The sequence below is a fragment of the Denitratisoma sp. genome (genome assembly GCA_032027165.1).
In the GTDB taxonomy this organism is placed as follows: Bacteria; Pseudomonadota; Gammaproteobacteria; order Burkholderiales; family Rhodocyclaceae; genus Desulfobacillus.
This window is the reverse complement of record JAVSMO010000001.1, coordinates 939,760-956,735: the sequence shown is the minus strand read 5'-3', so window position 1 is coordinate 956,735 and position 16,976 is coordinate 939,760. Positions and strand designations below refer to the sequence as shown.

Here is a 16,976-nt window from a genome sequence, read left to right as displayed (position 1 = left end):
ATGAAAACTGTCGATTTTACTTGATGAAAGCCACTTCTGAACAAAAATGAACGAGTTGCCGGGAAGTTGACATCACCAATACTGGCCAGTTCCCGGCACGCTCATAGATCCGCCAACGTCTTGACGTGAGTCGTAACGCTGCGCGCCAGCGCGGACAAGGCGTACCCCCCCTCAAGCATCGAGACGATGCGGCCCTGTGCAGACTCCGCCGCAACTGCCTTGATTTGCTGGGTCACCCAGGCATAGTCGGCCTCGACAAGCCCAAGCGAGGCCATGTCGTCTTCGTAATGCGCATCGAAACCGGCGGAAATGAAAATTGCTTCAGGAGCAAAGCGTCTCAGTGCCGGCATCCAGATATCGGCCACCGTCTGGCGAAAACCGTCGCTGCGCGTGCCGGCCGGCACCGGAACATTGATCATGTTTCCGGCCGGAGACTCTGTCCCGCTGTAGGGGTAGAAGGGATGCTGGAAGGTGCTGACCATCAGCACGCGCGAATCGTTGGCGAAGATATCCTCGGTGCCATTGCCGTGATGTACGTCGAAATCGACAACCGCCACTCGTTCGAGGCCATGCACTTCAAGCGCATGAACTGCAGCGATGGCGATGTTGTTGAGGAAACAAAATCCCATGGCCTTGGTGCGTTCGGCATGGTGTCCCGGCGGGCGCACGCTGCAGAAGGCGTTCTCCACCTCACCAGCCATGACCAGATCTGTCGCCAAAACGCCGGCGCCAGCCGAACGCAGTGCCGCCTGCCACGTACCGGCGCTCATCGCCGTATCTGGATCCAGATGGACAATGCCGCTTTGCGGAGCGCTTTCGGCTATGCCGAGCACGTATTCCAGCGGATGCACGCGCGCGATCTGTTCCAATGTTGCAAGCGGAGCGTCGTAAAACGATAGATACAAATCAAGTCCTGCGGCGATCAGGCGGTCGCTGATGGCGGACAGGCGTTCCGGACATTCCGGATGGTGCGCCCCCATGTCATGAAGCCAGCAGTCGCGGTGGGTAATAAAGGCGGTAGTCATGTGAAGCCCCGGTCATCGCCGGGTCTCTTCAAAGTGGAATTGCAATAGAATGGCCGCTATAGACGCCATTATCCACTGATTGCAGCATCCGCCTCAAGTCATGCCTTATTCCCCTATAGATGAAACCATTCGCAATGCCGGACGCATTGTGCTCGGCAAGGAGCGCCAGATTCGCCTCGCCCTGGTCTGTCTTCTCGCCCGCGGCCATCTGCTCATCGAGGATCTGCCGGGCGTGGGCAAGACAATCCTGGCGCATGTGCTGGCCAAGCTGCTCGGGCTGAACTTCCACCGAATCCAGTGCACGGCCGACATGCTGCCGGCAGATATCATCGGCGTGTCGATTTATGACCGCAACACGGGTGGTTTCCAGTTTCATCCCGGCCCGATCTTTGCCCAGCTCATTCTGGTTGATGAGATCAACCGAGCCACGCCAAAATCCCAGAGCGCACTGCTGGAGGCAATGGAGGAGCATCAGGTCACCTGCGAAGGCGAAACGCGCCCCTTGCCGGACCCCTTTTTCGTCATCGCGACGCAAAACCCCTCGCACCAGATCGGCACCTTTCCCCTGCCAGAGTCCCAACTCGATCGTTTCCTGATGCGCATCGAGATGGGTTACCCGGACCAGGCCGCGGAACGCGAACTGCTCGGCGGCGCCGATCGGCGCGACATGGTTGCCACGCTGCGTCCCTGCATGGAGCCGGGTGAACTGATCGAGCTGCAGCGGGCCGTACGGGAGGTGCATGTCTCCGAGGCGCTCATCGCCTACGTGCAGGCCCTTGCCGAGCACACCCGCCGCTCGCCGGATTACGAGACCGGTCTGAGCCCGCGCGCGGCACTCGCCTTGCTGCGGGCCGCGCGTGCCTGGGCATTGATCGACCACCGCGACCTGGTTCTGCCGGAGGACATCCAGGCCGTGCTGCCGGCGGTGGCGGGACACCGGCTGCATCCGGCCAGCGGCGCGACAGGCGCCCCCTCCGCCGACATCGCCGCGGCCTTGATCGGCGCCGTACCGATTCCCTAGCGCCCACATGCAGGCAGTCGCTTCATTCAAGCGCTGGCTGTTCCGCCTCTATGGCCCGGAAGTCGCGCCGATCATCCTGACCCAGCGCCGAGTCTATGTCCTGCCGACAAGGGCCGGATTGGCCTTCGCCACTGCGCTCGGATTGATGCTGATCGGCGCCATCAACTACAACCTGAGCCTCGGCTACGCCCTGATCTTTCTCCTTGCCGGACTGGGTCTGGTGACACTCCTGCATACCTTCCGCAACCTGGTACAGATCGAGATTTCGCCCGGACGCATCGAGCCGGTCTTTGCCGGAGACATCGCGCATTTCGGCCTGCGATTGCACAACCGGCGCAAACAAGGGCGGTTTGCCATCAGCCTGAATCTGGTCGGCGGGGATGCAGTATCGGTCGATCTGGCACCCGACACGACGACTTCGATCAACTTGCCGCTGCAGGCCAAAAGGCGCGGCTGGATGCGCCCCGGGCGCGTCACGCTGGAGACGCGTTACCCCCTTTGCCTTGTCCGAGCCTGGAGCTATGTCGAGCCGGATATGCGATGTCTGGTGTATCCCCGTCCCGAGGTCTCCCCGCCGCCCCTGCCGCTATCGGCCATCGGCGAGGCGGGAGGCGCACACAGCGGTAAAGGCACCGAGGATTTCTCCGGCCTGCGGACGCACCAACTGGCCGACTCGCCGCGCCACGTCGCCTGGAAGGCAGTGGCGCGGGAGCAGCCCATGCTCACCAAGCAATTCACCGGCGCCAGTGCCACCCAGGTCTGGCTCGACTGGAACGAACTGCCGACTGGGCTGGGGATCGAGGCCCGTCTGTCGCGCCTGACCAGGTGGCTGCTCGATGCCCATGCCCAAGGTCTGGCATATGGACTGAGCCTGCCCGGAAGAAAGATACCGCTGGGCCATGGCGCACGACAGTTCCAGGATTGCCTTGAAGCACTAGCCTTGCATGGCGATTAAGCGCGAAAGTCCTCCACTCGCCCGCAGCCAGGAGCTTTGGCTGCTCGCCTGCGCCCTGCTAACGCTGACGCCGGATATTGAGCATGTCCCGGCTTGGCTGACTGCGGCCGTTGCCGTGGCCATCGCCTGGCGGGTGTCGATCTGGTGGCGACGAGCTACACTGCCGCCACGTTGGCTGCTGAGCATTCTCGTCGCTGCCGGATCGGCTGGTGTCTTTCTCACCTACCGCCATTTCTTCGGCAAGGATCCGGGCATCGCCCTGCTGATCCTCTTTCTCGCCCTCAAGCTGCTGGAGATGCGCCAGGTGCGAGACGGCCTGGCCGTCATCTTCCTGTGCTATTTCCTTTTGCTCACCCATTTCCTCAACGCGCAAGGGCTGGATGTCGCCGGACTCACGCTAGCCGCCCTTGTTGTCATTACCGCTGCATTGGCCAGCCTGGGACATGCGGCTCAATCCGTCGTCGCCCACCTGCGTCTGTCCGCCCTCATGCTGGCGCAGGCTGCCCCTTTCATGCTCGTCCTGTTCTTGCTCTTTCCCCGCGTGCAGGGTCCGCTCTGGGGCATGCCGGCCGATGCCTACAGCGGCATGAGCGGGCTCTCGGACAACATGTCCCCGGGTTCGATCAGCAATCTGAGCCTGTCAGGTGAAATCGCCTTCCGCGTCCGTTTCGAGGGTGAAGTTCCGCCGAAATACCTCCTGTACTGGCGCGGCCCGGTATTGCGCCTGTTCGATGGCCGGACCTGGCGTGCAGGGGCGCAACAGGAAAAAGTCAGTCCCCCGGACACGGCGACCGGTGAACCCGTCCGCTATGCGGTCACCCTCGAACCGCACAACAAGCACTGGCTGTTCGCTCTGGAAATGCCGGTGGCGCCACCAACCGGCGCCATCGTATCGCGTGAATACCAGGTGCTTTCGAAGACGCCCGTGCGCAGTCGCCTGCGCTATGAAATGCAGTCCCGGCCCGACTCCCTGCCGGGCATGGACGAGTCCGAGGCTTCCCTGCGCAACAATCTCATTCTGCCCGCCAACAACCCGCGCACACGTGAGCTCGCCGAGGAATGGCAGCGCGAGGCCGGGGGTCCGGAGGCGATCATCCGCCGCATGCTGGACCACTTCCGCAAGGAGAACTACTTCTACACCCTCACGCCACCCTTGCTCGGCGAGAACAGCATCGACCAGTTCATGTTCGAGACCCGGCGCGGCTTCTGCGAGCACTACGCGTCGGCCTTCGTCTTCGGCATGCGTGCAGCCGGCATTCCCGCGCGCGTGGTCACCGGTTACCAAGGCGGCGAACGCAACCCGGTGGACGGCTACCTCATCGTACGCCAATCGGACGCCCACGCCTGGGCTGAAGTCTGGCTGAAAGGCAAGGGCTGGGTACGTGTGGATCCAACGGCGGCGGTCGCCCCGAACCGCATCGAGGCTGGCCTGGCTTCAGCCGTTCCGGCCGGCGAGCCCCTGCCGTTCCTGGTGCGGTCGGACCTGTCCTGGCTGCGGCAACTCCGTTTCCGCTGGGAGGCTGTGACCAACACCTGGAACCAGTGGGTGCTGGGTTACGATCCGGTGCGCCAGCGCGAGGTTCTGGCGCGCCTCGGCATGCGCGACCCGGACTGGAAAGCCATGACGGCGGCCATGGCCGCGCTTTGCGGATTCCTGCTGCTGGGACTGACCGCCTGGGCGTTGCACAAGCGGGTCCGTATCGACCCGACAGTACGCGCCTGGAACAGGCTCAGCCGCAAGCTGGCCCGCATTGGCCTTGCACGCAGGGATTGGGAAGGGCCGTCGGATTATGCGCAACGGGTTGCGCTGGCCAGGCCGGAATTGTCGCGGCCCCTGTCTGCGATCACCGCACTTTACATCGGTCTGCGCTATGGCAAACTGACCGGCAAAGTGCCCCGGCAAAAATTCCGCGAAATGATTGCCGACCTGAAGATTGCCAACGAGTGATGACACGCGTCCTGCCCGCTGTTGTCCTCTGCTCGATCGTTCTGGCAATGATGCCTGGCGCCTCCGCGGCCGGTTTCGCCCAGCGCGAAGAGGTCCGGGCATTTATCGAGGAAATGCATGAAAGGCACGGCTTCGATCGCATCCGCCTGATGCGGTTGTTCGAACAGGCGCAGCCTCAACCCAGAGCGATCCAGGCCATCCTGCCGTCAAAGGATCCCACAGTGCGTTCGTGGCAAGCCTACCGCGCGCGGTTTGTCGAGCCGTCCCGCATCGAAGGCGGGCTGCGTTTCTGGGAAGCGAATCAGCATAAGCTCGAAGCGGCGCAGCATAACTACGGCATACCGGAAGAAATCATCGTCGCCATTATCGGCATCGAAACGATCTACGGACGCAACATGGGCAAGTTTCCGGCGCTGGCCACCCTGGCCACGCTGGCCTTTGACTACCCGCCGCGAGCCGAGCTTTTCCGCCGCGAACTGGAAGCCCTGCTGCTATTGGCTCGCGAGTCGCATCGCAGCCCGACTGCTTACTCCGGCTCCTATGCCGGGGCACTGGGCATTCCGCAATTTCTGCCCAGCAGCATACGCAACTGGGGTGTGGATTTCGATGGCGACGGACAGGTGGATCTCGCGTCAAGCAGCGCGGACGCTATCGGCAGTATCGCCAATTTCCTTGCCAGCCATGGCTGGGAAACCGGCAGCCCGATCGTTGCACCCGCGAATGTTGCTGGCGACCGCGCCGGCGTACTCATCGACGCCGGCATCCTGCCCCGGTTCACCCCTGCTGAAATGGCTGCCTACGGCGTCATCCCCGCAGCGGATGCGCCGCAACTGCCCTGTGCCCTGATCGATCTGGTCACGCCGAATGAGGCGACTGAATACTGGCTGGGATACCGCAACTTTTACGTCATTACGCGCTATAACCGCTCCAGCTTCTATGCCATGACGGTATTTGCGCTGTCGCGGGAGTTGAAGGCGGAAAGGGCAGCCCGCCTCGCCAAACGCTAAAGCAGGACATCCTTCGAAACACCGTGCCGCTTGAGAATGCGCCGCAATTGGGCGAGCGCCTCTATCTGGATCTGCCGAACACGTTCGCGTGTCAGCGACAGGCGCTCGGCAAGCTCCTCCAGAGTCGCCACTTCACAGCCGTTCAGGCCATAGCGGTATTCGATGACCTGGCGCTGCTTGTCGCTGAGCATCCCGATCCATTCCGTGACCAGGTGCTCAACCTCGGCGGCGTGAATTTGCATTTCCGGCGGTGCCGCCCCGTCGTCCGCCAGCGACTCACCGATAGATAGACTTGGATCGATTTCCAACGGCGCGTCCAGCGAGGCGACATGCTCGTTAAGCGCCAGTACCTGACGCACCTCCTCGACGGGCTTGTCGAGCAGTTGGGCAATTTCCTCGAGACCGGTTTCGCGCGCACTGGCCGCTTCAAGATGACGCATGGCGCGCAACACCGAATTGAGTTCCTTCACGACATGAACCGGCAGGCGGATGGTTCGCGACTGATTCATGATGGCACGCTCGATGTTCTGGCGTATCCACCAGGTGGCATAGGTCGAAAAGCGGAAGCCTCGTTCCGGGTCGAACTTGTCGAGGGCGTGGATCAGGCCTAGATTGCCTTCCTCGACCAGATCGAGCAAAGGCATACCGCGGTTGAGATAGTGCTTGGCGATGTTCACCACCAGGCGCAGGTTGTGCTCGATCATCTTTTGCCGTGCCGGCTCGTCGCCCTGGCGAGCAAGCCGGGAATAGGCAAGCTCCTGCTCCGGCGTCAGAAGCGGATTGGCTCCGATCTCATTGAGATATATCTGGGTAACATCATTGAGAAACTCCGGTTCGGCCGCAGGTGCGGTCTCGGATACGGCCGGCTCGGCAACCTCCCCTTCTTCCGGTAAGGCCTCGTCACGCATTCACTACCTCTGCGGCAGCAATTTGAGGGGATCGAGCGGCTTGCCTTGGCGGCGAATCTCGAAATGGAGCTTGGCCTGGTCCGCATCACTGTTGCCAAGCTCGGCGATCTTCTGTCCTCTTGCCACCTGTTGTCCCTCCTTGGCCAAGAGCTTGCTGTTGTGTGCATAGACGCTGGACAGGCCGCTGGCATGCTGAATGATGAGCAGGTTGCCGTAACCGCGTATGCCGCTACCGGCATAAGTCACCTTGCCTGCCTCGGCCGCCAATACCGGTTCGCCGACCCGGCCCTCGATATCGACTCCCTTATTGCCACCTTCCACGTAGGCCATGATCACTTTGCCGCTGCTTGGCCAGGTCCAGTTCAACTCGCCTCCGGCAGCAGGCTCTGCCGGCCTGGGCTCAGTCCTCGATTGCACGGCGGGCGGCTGCGCGTGCGCCGCCTCGGTTTTCTGCGCTGCGGCCATGGCCTGTTCCGTATAGGGCTGCTTACCCCCTTTCGGCTCGCGCTTGACGGTATCGGAACTGGGCGGAGTCGGACTGCTCGCGGCAAGAGGCCGTATTTCAACGGCTGCCGGCCCTGCAACCGGCTTGACCACCGCTACCCCCTCCGGAGGCGCAACACGCAATTGCTGACCGATCCGGATCACATTCGGGTTGTCGATGTTGTTCCAGGCGGCCACGTCACGATAGGATTGCCCATGTTCCAGCGCAATGCTGTAGAGCGTTTCGCCTCTTTTCACGGTATGGAACTCGCCGGGTTTGGCGGGTGTCGCCGCCGGGGCGGGCCCTTTGCCAGGCGCACTGCCCCGCTCGATCACCGGCGCGGGCGTCCTGGACGCGCACCCCCCCAGCAGGCCGGCTGCGAGCACGGCGAGCAGAATCGCATATCGGGACACAGGGTTCGCCATGCTTATTCGACTCCGGCTACAAGGGGTACGAAGCGCACCGCATCGAGACGCGTCTCAGTATAACCGCGCGGGCTGCGCTCGATCATGCAGAGCGCCTGCTCGCCCCCCCCGAGAGGCAAGAGCATTCGCCCGCCCAGGGCAAGTTGTCCCAGCAACGCTTGCGGCACGCGCAACGCGGCAGCGGCAACGATGATTGTATCGAATGGCGCGGCATCTGCCAGACCCAGGCTGCCGTCGGCATGCTTGAGCCGCACATTGGGCAGGCGCAGGTGGCGTAAATTGGCGCGGGCCTTGTCAAGCAACTGGGCGATTCGCTCGACGGCATAGACATCCTTGGCCATCTGCGCCAGGACAGCCGCCTGATAACCGCAACCCGCACCGATTTCCAGCGTCTTGCCAAGTTCGCGGCCGGCCGCCAGAAGTTCGATCATCCTCGCCACGATGAACGGCTGGGAGATCGTCTGTTTCAGTCCGATCGGCAAGGCCGTGTCCTCATAGGCACGCGAAGCCAAGGCCTCCTCGACAAAGATGTGGCGTGGTACGGCCGCCATCGCCGCCAGCACCCGTTCATCCCGGATGCCATCGGTGCGCAAGCGCTCGATCATTCGTGCGCGTGTGCGCTGAGAGGTCATGCCGATACCGGACAACTCACGCTTCATGCCTCGATCCAACTCCTGACGGCGCCGATCTGCGCCCCATGGGTCAAATCGATCTGCAGCGGGGTAACCGAGGCATAGCCGTTCTCCACGGCGTGGAAATCCGTCCCCTCTCCAGCATCCTGTGCCGACCCTGCTGCGCCAACCCAGTAAACGGTCTCGCCGCGCGGGTTGATTTGCCTGACGACCCCCTCGGCCTTGTGACGCTTGCCGAGTCGCGTCACCCGCGTGCCCTTGAGCCTATCTGGGGCAATGTCCGGAACATTGATATTCAGCAGGACCGGCTCAGCCAGCGGGCTGCGCTGGCATCGCTCGACCAAGCTGCGAGCCACCATCGCGGCCGTTTCGAAATGGGCTGCCTTGTGGCTGGTCAGCGACACCGCAATCGAAGGTACGCCCAGCAGGTACCCTTCCGTAGCAGCTGCCACAGTACCGGAATATATCGTGTCGTCGCCCATATTGGCGCCCAGATTGATGCCGGAGATCACCATATCGGGCAGATGGTCCAGCATTCCGGTTACCGCCAAGTGCACGCAATCAGTCGGCGTGCCGTTAACGAAGTAGAAACCATTGGCGGCTTGCCGCAACCTCAGGGGCCTGTCGAGAGTCAGGGAATTGCTGGCACCGCTGCGGTCGCGTTCCGGGGCGACGACGGTGACTACGGCAAGATCTGACAGCGCTTGGGCAAGAATCTCGATGCCCGGCGCGAAGTAGCCGTCGTCGTTGGAAAGGAGGATGCGCATGGTATGCCGCGCGGCGATGGCTGCCTCTGGGAAAGAATGGTCGGGGCGGCGGGATTCGAACTCGCGACCCCTTGCACCCCATGCAAGTGCGCTACCAGGCTGCGCTACGCCCCGACTGGAGGTGAATTATATCAGAGAGCGGGAAGGTGCGATGCGCAGAAAGACGAGATTCAGGTGCGCAGCATGGCGATGATGCCGGCAATCTCGCCGCGCAGCGAATCGGCTGGTGTATAGCGCTCTGTTAAAGCCCCTGCATGATTTGGCGCCTCCTTGCCGGGACCTTCCTCGAGACGGTTGCGTGCGCCGCTGATGGTAAACCCCTCACGGTACAGCAGCTCGCGGATACGCCGCACCAGCAGCACCTCGTGGTGCTGATAATAGCGGCGGTTTCCGCGCCGCTTGACTGGTTTCAACTGGGTGAATTCCTGCTCCCAGTAACGCAACACGTGCGGCTTGACGCCGCACAGCTCGCTTACTTCCCCAATGGTGAAGTAACGCTTGGCCGGAATGGGAGGCAGGTCATCCTTGCTTGCCATGGCTGCTCAGCTTCTCGACAGAGGCCTTGAGTTTCTGGCTGGCATGGAAGGTGACGACGCGGCGGGCAGTGATGGGAATTTCTTCGCCGGTCTTGGGGTTGCGACCGGGACGCTGCGGCTTGTCACGCAACTGGAAATTGCCGAAGCCGGACAGCTTGACGCTCTCGCCTCGCTCCAAGGCCGTGCGGATTTCCTCGAAAAACCCCTCGACCATATCTTTAGCTTCACGCTTGTTCAAGCCGACCTTTTCAAAAAGGAGATCGGCAAGTTCTGCCTTTGTTAACGTCATTTCTGCTCCCTATGAACGCAGCTTGGCAGCGAATTTTTGGGTGGCTGCTTCGATCATTTTGACCATCGCGGCCTCCACTTCGCCATCAGAAAGCGTTTTCTGAGTATCTTGCATAACTACCCGGAATGCAAGACTTTTTTTATCCGGATCAACTCCTTTTCCATGGTAGACGTCGAACAAGATGATCTCCCTGACGTAGGTCGGAGCGACGGCAATCAATCCCTCAAGCAATGCTTGAGCTGACTGTTCATGGGCTACCACCAGTGCCAGGTCACGCACCACGGCAGGGAAGCGGGAAACCTCCTGGTATGCCGGCAATGGCTGCCGCAACACCGCATCCAGGTCCAGTTCGAATACCACTGGTGCCGCATCCAAGTCATATTTCTGAACCCAGCGTGGATGCAGTTCGCCAATCAGGCCGATCGTCTTGCCAGCCACGATGACTGCGGCGGAACGGCCAGGATGAAGGGCCGGGTGATCCAATCGCTCGAAACTGGCCCGCATAGGAGCCAACAAGGCTTCGACATCAGCCTTGGCATCGAAGAAGTCCGTGCGGCGAGTAGCCACACCCCACTGTTCCGGCGCCGCCGGTCCCGACGCAAGGGCCGCAATCCGCTTTGGTTGCACGAAACCGGGGATCTGGCCGCCCTCGCCATTTCGCAGAAAGCAGCGGCCGGTTTCGAATACCCGTACCCGATCCATGCGCCTGTTGAGATTATTGACGAGATTCGCCACCAGACCGCCGATCAGGCTGGAGCGCATAACGCCCATCTGGCTGGCTATCGGATTGGCAAGGACCACAGGATCCCGGTTGTTGCAGAAATCCTGCTCCCAAGAGACATCCACAAAGCTGTAATTCACCACTTCCTGATAATCGCGCGCCGCCAGCAGCCGGCGCAAGCGCCAGACCGTGCGACTCTGCTCATGCTGCGGCAGGATGGCCAGCGAACCATGCGGCAGCCGTGCCGGAATATTGTCGTAGCCGTGCAGTCTGGCCAGTTCTTCAACCAGGTCTTCCTCGATGGCTATGTCGAAGCGGTGCGAAGGCGGCACCACGGTGAAGGTGTCTCCTTCCCTCGAAAAGGGGAAGCCAAGCCCCTTGAACAGGCGTGCCGCAACTTCGGCACCAAGCTGGATGCCGAGGATCTTTTCCGCCCGCGTCACACGCAGCCGTACCGCTTCACGCATCGGCAAATGGCCACGGTCAATAGCTTCCGTCACCGGGCCGGCTTGCCCCCCACAAATGTCCAGAATCAACTGGGTCGCCCGTTCCAACGCTTCGCGCGTGGCGGCAAAGTCGACGCCGCGCTCGAAGCGATAGGAGGCATCCGAGGAAAAACCCAGAGCACGCGCCTTGCCGGCAACTGCATCGGGGGAAAAGAAAGCACTCTCCAGAAAAAGTTCGGTGGTGGTCTCTCCGATGCCGCTGTCCTCGCCGCCCATGATGCCGGCCAAAGCCAAGGCACGCTTTTCGTCGGCGATCAGGGCCGTATCGGCGGAAGGCTCGACGGTTTGCTCATTCAGCAGCAACAGTCTTTCGCCCGGCATCGGATACCGCACATGCACCGCCCCGTGGAGGCGTGCGTTGTCGAAGGCATGCAGGGGCTGGCCAAGCTCCAGCATGACGTAATTGGTGACATCAACCACTGCGTTGATGGAGCGGATGCCGCTACGCTCGAGACGGCGTTTCATCCAGTCCGGTGTAGGCACCTTCGGATCAATTCCGGTCACCACGCGGCCACAGTAGCGCGGACAAGCGCTAGGCGCATCCAGAACCACTTCGCGGCGCCTTTCGCTGGTGGCCTTGAGTTCCCGGACTGACGGCAGCGCCACGGTCGCTCCGGTCAGCGCGCCAACTTCGCGGGCCACTCCCTTCAGGCTGAGGCAATCGGCCCGGTTCGGCGTGAGTTTCAAAGTAAACAACTTGTCTTCGAGGGCGAGATAGGAACGGATATCTTCGCCAACAGGTGCATCGGCCGGCAGCACCATGAGGCCGCCATGATCTTCCGACAGGCCAAGTTCGCGCGCCGAGCAGAGCATGCCGAAGGACTCGATGCCACGCACCTTGGCGGCCTTGATCTTCATCCCAGGCAGTTCGGCGCCGACCAGGGCACAAGGCACTTTCATTCCGGCGGCAACATTCGGTGCGCCGCAGACAATCTGCAGTGTATCGCCCTGTCCCGCATCAACACGGCAGAGCTTCAGTTTGTCGGCATCAGGATGCTTGTCGACGGCGACTACTTGTGCCACCACAACGCCGCCAAAGGCCGGCGCAATGCTTTGCAGTGCCTCGACCTCAAGTCCCGCCATGGTCAGGCTATGCGCCAGCTCGGCACTAGTAAGCGGCGGATTGACGAACTCTCGCAGCCAATGTTCGGAGAACTGCATGATTATTTAAATTGCGAAAGAAAGCGCAAATCGCCCTCGAAGAACAGGCGCAGGTCGTTAACCCCATAGCGCAGCATGGTCAGGCGATCTGGACCCATGCCAAAGGCGAAACCGATGTATTTCTCGCTGTCGATGCCCACTGCCTTGAGCACGTTCGGATGCACCATGCCACTACCTGCGATTTCCAGCCAACCTGTATGGCTGCAGACGCGGCAGCCGTTACCGTTGCAGAAAACGCAACTCATGTCGATTTCGGCGGATGGCTCCGTGAAAGGGAAAAACGAAGGCCGGAAGCGTGTGCGCAGGTCCGGCTTCTCGAAGAAATTCCGCAGGAAATCGGTAAATACGCCCTTAAGGTCGGCGAAACTGACCTCCTCGTCGATCCACAATCCCTCGACCTGATGGAACATGGGTGAGTGCGTTGCGTCAGAGTCGACGCGATACACACGCCCCGGTGCAATGATGCGGATTGGAGGTTTATGCGTCTCCATGTAGCGCACCTGGATCGGGCTTGTGTGCGTGCGTAGAAGCAATCCCGGCGCGTTTTCCAGGTAGAACGTGTCGTGCATCGAGCGCGCGGGGTGGTTCTCGGGTGTATTCAGCGCAGTAAAGTTATGAAAATCGTCCTCGATCTCCGGTCCGTCGGCTACATCAAAGCCAATGGACCGAAACAGCGCCTCGATGCGCTCCAACGTGCGCGTCACCGGATGTAGCCCACCAGTGGACACCCCGCGGCCAGGCAGGGTGATATCGAGTGCCTCGGCCTTCAACTGCACTTCCAGCGCCGCTTGCCGCAACGCTTCACGCCGGGTGTTCAGTGCCTGCTCGATTCGTTCCTTGGCACCGTTGATGGCGGCCCCTGCGCGCTTACGCTCTTCGGGGTCAAGCTTGCCCAGCCCCTTCAGCAACTCGGTCACTGAACCGCTCTTGCCAAGGTAGCGCGCCTTGGCCTGCTCCAGCGCAGCAGCATCGCTGATGCCGGCGAATTCGGCAGCCGCCTGCTCGACTAAGCGTTCAATATCACTCATGGCTCACACGTAAAAAAAAGGAGGCTTGGGGCCTCCTTTTTCAGCGCGTTACGCGCTCAGGCAGCGAGGCCCGCCTTGGCCTGATTCGCGATCTGTGCGAAGGCAGGCTTGTCGAACACTGCCAGATCCGCCAATACCTTGCGATCAACCTCGATGGAAGCCTTCTTCAGACCGTTCATCAACACGCTGTAGGTCATCCCCAACTCGCGCGCTGCGGCATTGATGCGGACAATCCACAGGGAGCGGAACTGGCGCTTGCGCTGGCGGCGATCGCGGTAGGCATATTGCCCCGCCTTCATCACAGCCTGCTTGGCAATCCGATAAACGCTACCCCTCCGGCCGCGATAACCCTTGGCCTGGTCCAGGACCTTTTTGTGGCGCGCATGCGCCGTTACACCGCGTTTAACTCGTGGCATGGTCTGGTCTCCTTATGCGTAGGGCAGCATGGCCCGGATGGATGCAGTGTCCGAATCATGGACATTCGTGATCCCGCGCAGGTGACGCTTGGCCTTGGTGGTTTTCTTGGTCAGGATGTGGCGCTTGAAAGCCTGGGAACGCTTGACGCTGCCTCCCGGCCGTACCTTGAAGCGCTTGGCAGCACCCGATTTGGTTTTCATCTTCGGCATCGAAGAACTCCTTCTTTTAACATGGCGCCGGGTGGCTCCCGATCCAGGAGCACTTCGACAACCCGCAACCACTTGTGCATGAACCTGTTGGCCGGCTCATTCCGCCTTGCACCCACAGGGGGTGCGAAACCGTATCAATGCTTTAGCTGCTTCTTGATTGGCGCCAGCACCATAATGAGCTGCCGCCCTTCCATCTTGGGAAACTGCTCGACCGTGCCATACTGTTCCAGGTCGGCCTTCACCCGCTCCAGCAAACGCACACCAAACTCTTGGTGCGCCATCTCCCTGCCGCGGAATCGCAGGGTAACTTTCGTCTTGTCACCTTCCTGCAGGAAACGAACCAGATTTCTCAGCTTGATCTGGTAGTCGCCCTCGTCCGTTCCGGGCCTGAACTTTACTTCCTTTACCTGAATCTGCTTCTGCTTCAGCTTGGCTTCATGGGCCTTCTTCGCCTCGGCGTACTTGAACTTGCCGTAATCCATGATGCGGCAGACCGGCGGGGTGGCAAGAGGCGCTATCTCGACCAGATCCACCCCTGCCTCTTCGGCCATCTTCAGCGCTGTCTGGACCGAAACGATCCCGACCTGCTCACCTTCCACCCCGATCAGGCGTATCTCGGGGGCGTTGATCTCTTCATTCAGGCGCTGCGCCTTCTGCTGTGGCTGTGCGATGGTTCAAGTCTCCAAAAAATCAAAAATCAGATCGCCCCTGCCCGCGCATCGCGTTCTCGCGTCAGGCGTTCGACAAACGTCTCGAGGGACATTTGCCCGAGGTCCTGTCCGCCTCGGGCACGCACGGCGACCAACCCAGCCGCCTTTTCCTTGTCACCGACGACAATCTGATAAGGCAGCTTTTGCAAGCTATGTTCGCGTATTTTATAGTTAATTTTCTCATTACGCAAATCTGCAACGGCCCTCAGACCGGCCTGGCGTAGCTTTTCCGCAACAGTTTCGGCGTAATCCGCCTGATGTTCGGAAATGTTCATCACCACCGACTGGAGCGGAGATAGCCAGAGCGGGAAGGCGCCGGCATGGTGCTCGATCAGGATGCCGATGAAGCGTTCCATCGACCCGAGAATGGCCCGATGCAGCATGACCGGCTGCCGACGGCTGTTGTCTTCCGCCACGTATTCCGCGCCTAGCCGACCTGGCAGCGAGAAATCGAGCTGCAGGGTGCCGCATTGCCAGACGCGGTTCAGGCAATCCTTCAGCGAGAACTCGATCTTCGGCCCGTAGAAGGCGCCCTCGCCCGGCTGCAACTCGTATTTCAGCCCCTTGGCATCGAGCGCCTGGGCCAAGGCGGCCTCGGCGCGGTCCCAGGTTTCATCAGAACCAATGCGTTTTTCCGGCCGGGTGGACAGTTTGACGAGAATGTCGTTGAAACCGAAATCCGCATAGACCTTGCGCAGCAGATCGATGAAGGCCGCCGACTCGCCGAGGATTTGCTCCTCGGTACAGAAGATATGGGCGTCGTCCTGCACGAACCCACGCACACGCATGATGCCGTGCAGCGCACCTGACGGTTCATTGCGGTGACAGGAACCGAACTCGGCCAGCCGCAAGGGGAGATCGCGATAACTCTTGATGCCCTGGTTGAATATCTGCACGTGGCCGGGGCAATTCATTGGCTTGACCGCGAAGTCGCGCTCCTCCGCCTTGGTGGTGAACATGTGCTCGGCATAGTTTTCCCAGTGACCGGACTTCTCCCACAGCACGCGATCCATCACCTGTGGCGTACGCACTTCGAGGTAGCCATTCGCGGACAGCAATCGACGCATGTATTGCTCGACTTCCTGCCATATCACCCAGCCCTTGGGATGCCAAAACACCATTCCGGGCGCCTCGTCCTGCAGATGGAAGAGATCGAGCTGCCGGCCCAGCCTGCGATGGTCGCGCTTTTCAGCTTCCTCAAGCATGTGCAGATAGGCATCGAGTTCGTCTTTCTTCGACCAAGCGGTGCCATAAATACGCTGCAGCATCTCGTTGCGTGAATCCCCGCGCCAATAGGCGCCGGCCACTTTCATCAGCTTGAAGACCTTCAGCTTGCCGGTAGAAGGAACGTGAGGGCCGCGGCACAGATCAACAAAATCGCCCTCGCGGTAGAGTGAGACGTCCTCGCCGGCAGGAATCGAGGCGATGATCTCTGCCTTGTAGTGCTCGCCGATGGACTTGAAGAAGCCGACGGCCTTGTCGCGCGGCCACACCTCGCGCACAACGGGAATATCTCTTTTTGCCAGCTCGGCCATACGCGCTTCGATCCTCGCCAAGTCTTCCGGCGTAAACGGGCGCTTGTAGGAGAAATCGTAGTAGAAGCCGTTCTCGATGACGGGACCGATGGTGACCTGGGCGTCGGGAAACAGCTCCTTGACGGCATAGGCCAGCAGGTGCGCTGTCGAATGGCGCAGGATTTCAATGCCATCGATGTCCTTGTCCGTAACGATGGCCAAGGTACAGTCTCGCTCGATGAGGAAGTTGGTGTCGACCAGCCGGCCGTCGACCTTGCCGGCGAGCGCCGCCTTGGCAAGGCCGGCGCCGATCGAAGCCGCCACCTCGGCCACTGTGACCGCTTGGGGAAATTCCCGCTTGGAACCATCCGGCAATGTGATCGTCAGCATCCTGGACCCGCCATAAACAACAAAAGCCAGAAAACCGAAGCCGCTTCGGCCTCCGTCCTCTGACTTCTGTTTTCGAATTGGTAGGCGCGATAGGACTCGAACCTACGACCCCCACCATGTCAAGGTGGTGCTCTAACCAGCTGAGCTACGCGCCTGAAGGTGCGCATTGTAGCCGAAACCACTTCCTTTTCAAAGCTCTTCTTGTAATAATTTAAATTTAAACGTGATATAAAGTTGCTTGCCAGTTTGCCGTTAGCCATAACTGGCGACTGGCTTGCCGCAATCCCCAGCGCCATCCCGGGCCCAGATCCGCCCAGACCAGA

The 16,976-nt window shown here is 60.9% G+C and carries 17 protein-coding genes and 2 tRNA genes; 4 read left to right on the top strand and 15 right to left on the bottom strand.

Annotation, left to right across the window (positions count from 1 at the left end; all coding sequences use genetic code 11):
- Window positions 1–101: 101 nt before the first annotated feature.
- Entirely contained in the window at window positions 102–1,025 is a 924-nt protein-coding gene (locus ROZ00_04560) for a histone deacetylase family protein (protein MDT3735478.1), read from the bottom strand.
- 100 nt (window positions 1,026–1,125) lie between these two features.
- On the opposite strand from ROZ00_04560, the gene ROZ00_04555 reads away from it, so the two are divergent.
- The 4 genes from ROZ00_04555 to mltB are packed head-to-tail and all read left to right on the top strand — an operon-like array spanning window position 1,126 to window position 5,956.
- On the top strand, window positions 1,126–2,046 hold the full coding sequence (locus tag ROZ00_04555; protein ID MDT3735477.1) for an AAA family ATPase: 921 nt from the start codon (window positions 1,126–1,128) through the stop codon (window positions 2,044–2,046).
- Window positions 2,047–2,053: 7 nt separating this feature from the next.
- The gene (locus ROZ00_04550; GenBank protein ID MDT3735476.1) at window positions 2,054–3,001 is read left to right on the top strand and encodes a DUF58 domain-containing protein; all 948 of its coding nucleotides are present in this window, start codon (window positions 2,054–2,056) and stop codon (window positions 2,999–3,001) included.
- Entirely contained in the window at window positions 2,991–4,949 is a 1,959-nt protein-coding gene (locus ROZ00_04545) for a DUF3488 and transglutaminase-like domain-containing protein (GenBank protein ID MDT3735475.1), read from the top strand. Before ROZ00_04550 ends, ROZ00_04545 begins: the two co-directional genes overlap by 11 nt.
- Entirely contained in the window at window positions 4,949–5,956 is a 1,008-nt protein-coding gene (mltB, locus tag ROZ00_04540; protein MDT3735474.1) for a lytic murein transglycosylase B, read from the top strand. Before ROZ00_04545 ends, mltB begins: the two co-directional genes overlap by 1 nt.
- Here mltB and rpoS read toward each other — a convergent pair.
- The 14 genes from rpoS to ROZ00_04470 form a co-directional block, all read right to left on the bottom strand.
- Window positions 5,953–6,864, bottom strand: coding sequence for an RNA polymerase sigma factor RpoS (rpoS, locus tag ROZ00_04535; GenBank protein ID MDT3735473.1), 912 nt, complete (start codon window positions 6,862–6,864; stop codon window positions 5,953–5,955). The two genes, mltB and rpoS, sit on opposite strands and share 4 nt — an antisense overlap.
- Window positions 6,865–6,867: 3 nt before the next feature.
- Complete coding sequence (locus ROZ00_04530) at window positions 6,868–7,773, bottom strand: peptidoglycan DD-metalloendopeptidase family protein (protein MDT3735472.1); 906 nt, start codon at window positions 7,771–7,773, stop codon at window positions 6,868–6,870.
- A 2-nt stretch (window positions 7,774–7,775) separates the two neighbouring features.
- Window positions 7,776–8,432: a protein-L-isoaspartate(D-aspartate) O-methyltransferase gene (locus ROZ00_04525; GenBank protein MDT3735471.1), complete on the bottom strand. Its 657-nt coding sequence runs from the start codon at window positions 8,430–8,432 to the stop codon at window positions 7,776–7,778.
- Window positions 8,429–9,172 (bottom strand): 5'/3'-nucleotidase SurE, encoded by a 744-nt coding sequence (gene surE / locus ROZ00_04520; GenBank protein MDT3735470.1) that lies wholly within the window; start codon window positions 9,170–9,172, stop codon window positions 8,429–8,431. Before surE ends, ROZ00_04525 begins: the two co-directional genes overlap by 4 nt.
- Before the next feature lie 37 nt (window positions 9,173–9,209).
- Window positions 9,210–9,286, bottom strand: a tRNA-Pro gene (locus ROZ00_04515).
- A 56-nt stretch (window positions 9,287–9,342) separates the two neighbouring features.
- A complete protein-coding gene (locus ROZ00_04510; GenBank protein MDT3735469.1) occupies window positions 9,343–9,708 on the bottom strand; it encodes a MerR family transcriptional regulator in 366 nt (121 codons plus the stop codon).
- Window positions 9,692–9,997 carry an integration host factor subunit alpha gene (locus ROZ00_04505; protein ID MDT3735468.1) on the bottom strand — a complete coding sequence of 102 codons (306 nt, stop codon included), beginning with the start codon at window positions 9,995–9,997 and terminating at the stop codon, window positions 9,692–9,694. Before ROZ00_04505 ends, ROZ00_04510 begins: the two co-directional genes overlap by 17 nt.
- Window positions 9,998–10,006: 9 nt before the next feature.
- Entirely contained in the window at window positions 10,007–12,385 is a 2,379-nt protein-coding gene (pheT, locus tag ROZ00_04500; GenBank protein MDT3735467.1) for a phenylalanine--tRNA ligase subunit beta, read from the bottom strand.
- 2 nt (window positions 12,386–12,387) lie between these two features.
- Window positions 12,388–13,413 (bottom strand): phenylalanine--tRNA ligase subunit alpha, encoded by a 1,026-nt coding sequence (gene pheS / locus ROZ00_04495; protein ID MDT3735466.1) that lies wholly within the window; start codon window positions 13,411–13,413, stop codon window positions 12,388–12,390.
- A gap of 56 nt (window positions 13,414–13,469) precedes the next feature.
- A complete protein-coding gene (rplT, locus tag ROZ00_04490) occupies window positions 13,470–13,829 on the bottom strand; it encodes a 50S ribosomal protein L20 (GenBank protein MDT3735465.1) in 360 nt (119 codons plus the stop codon).
- A gap of 12 nt (window positions 13,830–13,841) precedes the next feature.
- On the bottom strand, window positions 13,842–14,039 hold the full coding sequence (gene rpmI / locus ROZ00_04485; GenBank protein ID MDT3735464.1) for a 50S ribosomal protein L35: 198 nt from the start codon (window positions 14,037–14,039) through the stop codon (window positions 13,842–13,844).
- A gap of 134 nt (window positions 14,040–14,173) precedes the next feature.
- Window positions 14,174–14,710: a translation initiation factor IF-3 gene (gene infC / locus ROZ00_04480; GenBank protein MDT3735463.1), complete on the bottom strand. Its 537-nt coding sequence runs from the start codon at window positions 14,708–14,710 to the stop codon at window positions 14,174–14,176.
- Window positions 14,711–14,736: 26 nt separating this feature from the next.
- Window positions 14,737–16,653 (bottom strand): threonine--tRNA ligase, encoded by a 1,917-nt coding sequence (thrS, locus tag ROZ00_04475; GenBank protein MDT3735462.1) that lies wholly within the window; start codon window positions 16,651–16,653, stop codon window positions 14,737–14,739.
- A gap of 78 nt (window positions 16,654–16,731) precedes the next feature.
- Window positions 16,732–16,808 (bottom strand) — tRNA-Val (locus ROZ00_04470).
- Window positions 16,809–16,976: the final 168 nt, after the last annotated feature.

Bases quoted from the DNA above. Each gene is read 5' to 3' on its own strand.
- ROZ00_04560 (MDT3735478.1), bottom strand. From the start codon at position 1,025: ATGACTACCGCCTTTATTACCCACCGCGACTGCTGGCTTCATGACATG.
- ROZ00_04505 (MDT3735468.1), bottom strand. From the start codon at position 9,997: ATGACGTTAACAAAGGCAGAACTTGCCGATCTCCTTTTTGAAAAGGTC.
- rpmI (MDT3735464.1), bottom strand. From the start codon at position 14,039: ATGCCGAAGATGAAAACCAAATCGGGTGCTGCCAAGCGCTTCAAGGTA.
- ROZ00_04510 (MDT3735469.1), bottom strand. From the start codon at position 9,708: ATGGCAAGCAAGGATGACCTGCCTCCCATTCCGGCCAAGCGTTACTTC.
- ROZ00_04550 (MDT3735476.1), top strand. From the start codon at position 2,054: ATGCAGGCAGTCGCTTCATTCAAGCGCTGGCTGTTCCGCCTCTATGGC.
- ROZ00_04530 (MDT3735472.1), bottom strand. From the start codon at position 7,773: ATGGCGAACCCTGTGTCCCGATATGCGATTCTGCTCGCCGTGCTCGCA.
- pheS (MDT3735466.1), bottom strand. From the start codon at position 13,413: ATGAGTGATATTGAACGCTTAGTCGAGCAGGCGGCTGCCGAATTCGCC.
- surE (MDT3735470.1), bottom strand. From the start codon at position 9,172: ATGCGCATCCTCCTTTCCAACGACGACGGCTACTTCGCGCCGGGCATC.
- ROZ00_04525 (MDT3735471.1), bottom strand. From the start codon at position 8,432: ATGAAGCGTGAGTTGTCCGGTATCGGCATGACCTCTCAGCGCACACGC.
- rpoS (MDT3735473.1), bottom strand. From the start codon at position 6,864: ATGCGTGACGAGGCCTTACCGGAAGAAGGGGAGGTTGCCGAGCCGGCC.
- ROZ00_04555 (MDT3735477.1), top strand. From the start codon at position 1,126: ATGCCTTATTCCCCTATAGATGAAACCATTCGCAATGCCGGACGCATT.
- thrS (MDT3735462.1), bottom strand. From the start codon at position 16,653: ATGCTGACGATCACATTGCCGGATGGTTCCAAGCGGGAATTTCCCCAA.
- ROZ00_04545 (MDT3735475.1), top strand. From the start codon at position 2,991: ATGGCGATTAAGCGCGAAAGTCCTCCACTCGCCCGCAGCCAGGAGCTT.
- mltB (MDT3735474.1), top strand. From the start codon at position 4,949: ATGACACGCGTCCTGCCCGCTGTTGTCCTCTGCTCGATCGTTCTGGCA.
- pheT (MDT3735467.1), bottom strand. From the start codon at position 12,385: ATGCAGTTCTCCGAACATTGGCTGCGAGAGTTCGTCAATCCGCCGCTT.
- rplT (MDT3735465.1), bottom strand. From the start codon at position 13,829: ATGCCACGAGTTAAACGCGGTGTAACGGCGCATGCGCGCCACAAAAAG.